The 4,831-nt window shown below is 60.4% G+C and carries 5 protein-coding genes; 1 reads left to right on the top strand and 4 read right to left on the bottom strand.

The genetic code is table 11. The features are described from left to right. The 4 genes from O3A94_17010 to O3A94_16995 form a co-directional block, all read right to left on the bottom strand. On the bottom strand, positions 1–81 hold an 81-nt coding region (locus O3A94_17010; protein MDA1357948.1), incomplete at its 3' end, for an IS6 family transposase. A 481-nt stretch (positions 82–562) separates the two neighbouring features. Then, positions 563–1,933: a TRAM domain-containing protein gene (locus tag O3A94_17005; GenBank protein MDA1357947.1), complete on the bottom strand. Its 1,371-nt coding sequence runs from the start codon at positions 1,931–1,933 to the stop codon at positions 563–565. A gap of 35 nt (positions 1,934–1,968) precedes the next feature. Then, positions 1,969–2,628, bottom strand: a complete 660-nt coding sequence (locus O3A94_17000) for a LysE family translocator (protein ID MDA1357946.1) — start codon at positions 2,626–2,628, stop codon at positions 1,969–1,971. Positions 2,629–2,701: 73 nt separating this feature from the next. Beyond that, a complete protein-coding gene (locus O3A94_16995) occupies positions 2,702–3,352 on the bottom strand; it encodes a ClpXP protease specificity-enhancing factor SspB (protein MDA1357945.1) in 651 nt (216 codons plus the stop codon). A 471-nt stretch (positions 3,353–3,823) separates the two neighbouring features. On the opposite strand from O3A94_16995, the gene thyX reads away from it, so the two are divergent. Beyond that, on the top strand, positions 3,824–4,762 hold the full coding sequence (thyX, locus tag O3A94_16990) for an FAD-dependent thymidylate synthase (GenBank protein MDA1357944.1): 939 nt from the start codon (positions 3,824–3,826) through the stop codon (positions 4,760–4,762). Positions 4,763–4,831 lie beyond the last annotated feature (69 nt).

Raw genomic sequence — 4,831 nt, 5'->3', positions numbered from 1 at the left:
AAGCGGATAACGGACGTACATCATCACCGCGAGGCGGATCACCTCGGGCGAGCTGTTGAAATAACGGAAGGGGTTTTTCATCCGCGGAGGCTAAGGGACCTCCGCGAGAGGCTCAAGCCGATTTACTCTGACAATGCCGAACAAACCGGTTTCAACTCGAGCGGCACGGCGAAGTCGCCAGGCGCAAGTGATCATCTGCCCAAGAAGAAAGGTTTCTAGCGGGCCTTGGGGCTGAAATTCAGCGAAAAATTGTTCCTCCAGCTGCTCAAAATCGTCCCGGCTTTCACCCGGCAGGATATGCGCCTCGGACCGTAATCCATGGCTTAGAGCATTGAGGCGAACGGCATTCTTCCCTTCAGCACTTTTTGGACCGGTGCTCTTTCTAGCGTTTCGTCGGTTAGCTGCTTCTTGCTTTGGCGTCGCCATGCTGTACCATACACCATATAGGGTCGATGAGCGACTACAGACCCATCATAGTGGATTTTGGCGTAGATTTTAAAAAGGCATAAATTACCAAACAAAGCCAATTAGACCCTATGGTAATAGGTATAAAATTATATAATCATTCTCGCTCGAATATCGCCACCAGCTCGACATGGCTTGACCACAAGAACTGATCGATCGGCGTGAGCATCTGCATGCGGTAGCCACCATCGATCAAGATGCGAGCGTCGCGCGCGAAACTGGCAGCGTTGCACGATACCGCGGCGATGCGCGCCACGCCGGAGGCAGCCAGCGCCTCGGCCTGCTCGCGTGCGCCGGCACGCGGCGGATCGAATATAACAGCGTCATATGCCTTCAGCTCGGCCACGCTAAGCGGCCGGCGCGCGAGGTCGCGTTCCTCCGCCGTGACCATGAGGTCAGCTTGACCTGCCGCCGTGCGGGCCGCACCAACCATCGCTGCGTCGCCTTCGAACATTGCCACCTGGCAGCGCGGCGCGGCTGCCCCGCCACTCGTTGCCAGCGCGAAACCTATGCCGCCGAGCCCCGCATAAAGGTCCGCGATCTGCACCGCACGCTTGCCTGCGGTCAATTCCGCCAACCCCAAGCCGTCCCTCACCAGGCGCTGGATCGCGGCCTCGCCCGCCGCCGTCGGTTGCAAGAAGGCGCCGTGCGGAAAATCCACCCATGCGCCGGCGAAACAGACGCGTACCACGCTCGACTGCGCGATAGTCTCCAACACCTGTGCGCCCTGCCGCCGCTTGCGTTTGCCGGCGCTCCTGCCAGCAGCCCCCTTACCGCCCCGGTCGGCCGGCGGACTTTCCACCGAGAGGCGCTGAATGCCGTGCGAATCGGCGAAGGCGGCCAGCATCTCGCGCATCCTCAGGGCGGGCGGTGCATCCAAGCCGTGCAGGATGGCGTCGGTCCCTTGATGCGCCTGAGTGAGGGAAATTTCCGCCATGCCTAATTTCGCGGCCAAGCCGCGCAAGGGCTGTAACAGTGCTTCAAGCGCCGGCAGCAACACAGCGCAGCGCTCGATGGCGATGATCTCATCGCTGCCACGCCGCCGGAAACCCAACGCAACTCCGCCTTCGGGCGCGCCATGCCGCCGCGTCACCGCAAAGCGCACACGCCGCCGGCTGGCCGGCGGCGATGTGATCAGCGGCGCGATGGCAACCTCCGTCAGGCCGCGATGGGCCAATGCGTCGCGGATCACGTCTATTTTCCAGTCGCCGTATGGCTTGGCAGCCATATGTTGCGCCACACAGCCGCCGCAATCGCCAAAATATTCGCACGCAGGCGTCGCGCGGTAGTGCGAATCCGTTAGTCGCTCTAACAAGCGCGCACGCGTCGCGCCGGGCGCCGCCTGTTCGAGTTCCACGCGCACCCGCTCGCCCGGCAGTGCACCGGGCACGAACAGCTTGACGCCGTCGTGCCAGGCAACGCCATCACCGCCGGTGCCAAGCGCCTCTATGGTCAATTCGCACTGCACAGCTAAGAGCTATAGCACGGCCGGCGATGAATAACTCAACCCGGTGCGGCGACGAATTCCGCCACCAGCAGGGCGGCAAAAGCGATAAACACCAGGCCCGAGATCAACGCGATACCGCGTTGCACGCGCGGCTGCGTAAGCCAGCGCCGCGCCCGGCTAGCGGCCAGCACCAGCGCGCTCTGCCAGATTATGTTGAGCAGGATGATCGAAGCACCGAGAAACGCCAACTGCACCGGTATGGCAGCAGGCCCCGGCTCGACGAAACCGGGCATCACGGCAATGAATAGTAGGATAACCTTGGGGTTTAGTAGGTTGGTCAGGATTGCGTCACGGCACACTGCGCCGGCGCCACTGTCGGCGATAGCTGCCGGCGAAATGGCGCTCGCGCCCGTCATGTTGCGGCCGGTCGCAGCTCGGATGTTGCGGTATCCCAGCCAACAAAGATAAAGCGCGCCCGCCAATGCCACGCCCTTCAGCGCCAGTGGCGCAGCCAAAAGCAAAAGCGAAAGTCCGAATACGGCTGCCGCCAAATGGCCGAGGAGGCCTATTTGCACGCCAACCAGGGCCGCAAAGCCTTGGCCATTGCCGCCGCTCAGGGCGGCGCGGATTACCAGCAGGGTATCAGGGCCAGGTGAGAGAACCGAGGCCAGTGCTACCACCAGGAATGTGCCGTAAAGTTGGGGGTCGAGTGGCATGTAACGCAGGGTACGGAATCATTAGGCAGTGCGGCAGCGCCGCAGCGGAGCCGCGCGACCGCCGAGGAGAACGCTATTTCTTGCGAAACGAATCGAGCGTGACCACTTCGGCGCCGGAGTTGTTTGATTCGCTTTCGTCTTGCGCCGTTTCGTCACTGTTTTCTGTATCGCCGGAACCGTCCTCAGCCGTCTCCGCCAAACCTGCGTCGTCTGCCTCCGCTGCTACCACCGCCGGGGACGACTCACCTGCGGCGTCTCGATTGGCGCCAATTTCCGTCATACCTTCCGCGATTGAACCGTCTTCTTCCGCTTCCGCCAAGACTTCATCGGCGCCCCCCACCAACTGCAGCTTGCCGCGACCGCCGGTCGATTTGAACTCGAACTGCATGTCAAATTTGACGCCGGGATCGGCGAAGCGGGTCAGTGCGGCAAATGGCACGCTGACATGCTCATGCGATTTGTTAAAGCTGAGCGTCACCGAGAAGCCATGCTCGGTCACTTCCAGCCCCCAATACTGATGCTGTAGAATAATCGTCAATTCGTCCGGATAACGGTCGCGCAGATGGTCCGGTATATCCACCCCAGGATATCCGGTGCGAAACGTGATGTACAGATGATGGCTGCCCAACAGGCCGTTCTCGGCAACTCGAAGCATCACTTCGCGCATGGCGCCACGTAAGGCATTGTCCACCAGATCGTCGTACCCGATATGATCCTTGGCCATTAGTCTTTTCATCCTCTCCGCGGCGCAATCTTGAGCCTTGCGGACCGAGCCAATAAAGTGGGGAGCTTCTGTTGCCCGGTGCCCCCCGAACCGCGCTTACCTAGTTTTGCTAGGCAGCGAGTGCTACTTCGTTATCATTCGCACTTACATTATGGCCCGATAACGGTGGTACCATACCGAGCAAAAACCGAACCTTTACCACGCACGTCGATCCTGGTTCGCCCCCATAAACGGTTTCGCGCCGGCTTTGGCCTGACGCGCGTTACGCCAGGTCGGCCGGATCGAATTGGTGGAGGCGCCGGGTACTGCCCCCGGGTCCGCAACGCTTATTTCGCGCGGCGTTTATCGCCATAGTCGACGGAAATCCGCCGACCGGTCTAATATAGACATCTTCGCCGCGTCGTCCAAGCGTCGCGTTCCCGTCAACCTCGGGTGCCTCACTGTGGCACCCACTGCAACAACGCGACAACGATGCCCTTAGACCCGGAACAGCAGGCGGAAATCGACGCCCAGCGGCAAGACAGCACACCGACGAGGCGTGCTTGTGCACCTGCGCTTGAAGAAATTCTCTACCAAGCAATTCCCTTGCTTGATCATGGCTTTATCAGGGTTGTCGACTACATGGGCAACGACGGCGCGATCGTACAGGCCGCGCGAGTCTCTTACGGCCGCGGCACTCGGCACGTCACCGAGGACAAGGGCCTCATTGCCTATCTCATGCGTCACCGTCACACCACGCCGTTCGAGATGTGCGAAATAAAGTATCACGTCAAACTGCCTATTTTCGTTGCCCGCCAGTGGATTCGCCACCGCACCGCCAACGTTAACGAGTATTCTGGCCGATATTCCATTCTGGATAGGGAATTCTACTTGCCGGCGCCCGACCAGCTGGCGAGTCAATCAAGCGACAACCGGCAGGGTCGAGGCAACGTGCTGCAAGGCGCGGAGGCGGCCCGCGTTCACGATCTGCTGCGCGATGACGCCAACCGAGCCTATGACCACTATGCGGAAATGCTGAACGAAGACGAAAACGGCGGGTTGCGCGATCCGACCCGCGACGGATTGGCGCGGGAGTTGGCGCGCATGAATCTTACGCTCAATTATTATACCCAATGGTATTGGAAGACCGATCTGCACAATCTGCTGCATTTTCTCAGTCTGCGCGCCGATTCACACGCTCAGTACGAGATCCGCGTCTACGCCGAAGCCATGATCGATACGCTCAAGCGTTGGGTGCCCTTGGCCCATGCCGCGTTTCTAGAATATGAGCATGGCGGGGCGCGCCTTTCGGCGACGGCGCTCGAGAGTGTCAAACGAATGATTGCCGGCGACAAAGTCAGCCAAACGGAGAGCGGCCTTTCCAAGCGCGAATGGCGCGAACTCATGCTTGTGTTGGAGATGGATGCCTGAACTAGCCCGGATTATTCATGACGGCCACCGGATTTGAGCGGGGCGAGCGGTAGCGGCCGGGTTTCCGAC

This window comes from Pseudomonadota bacterium (assembly GCA_027624955.1).
Taxonomy (GTDB): Bacteria; Pseudomonadota; Alphaproteobacteria; order UBA828; family UBA828; genus PTKB01.
The sequence above is the reverse complement of the archived record's forward strand: the minus strand, read 5'-3'. Positions and strand labels throughout refer to the sequence as shown.

Excerpts from the sequence above, each read along its gene's own strand:
- O3A94_17000 (MDA1357946.1), bottom strand. The coding sequence starts at position 2,628 with ATGCCACTCGACCCCCAACTTTACGGCACATTCCTGGTGGTAGCACTG.
- O3A94_16995 (MDA1357945.1), bottom strand. The coding sequence starts at position 3,352 with ATGGCCAAGGATCATATCGGGTACGACGATCTGGTGGACAATGCCTTA.
- thyX (MDA1357944.1), top strand. The coding sequence starts at position 3,824 with ATGCCCTTAGACCCGGAACAGCAGGCGGAAATCGACGCCCAGCGGCAA.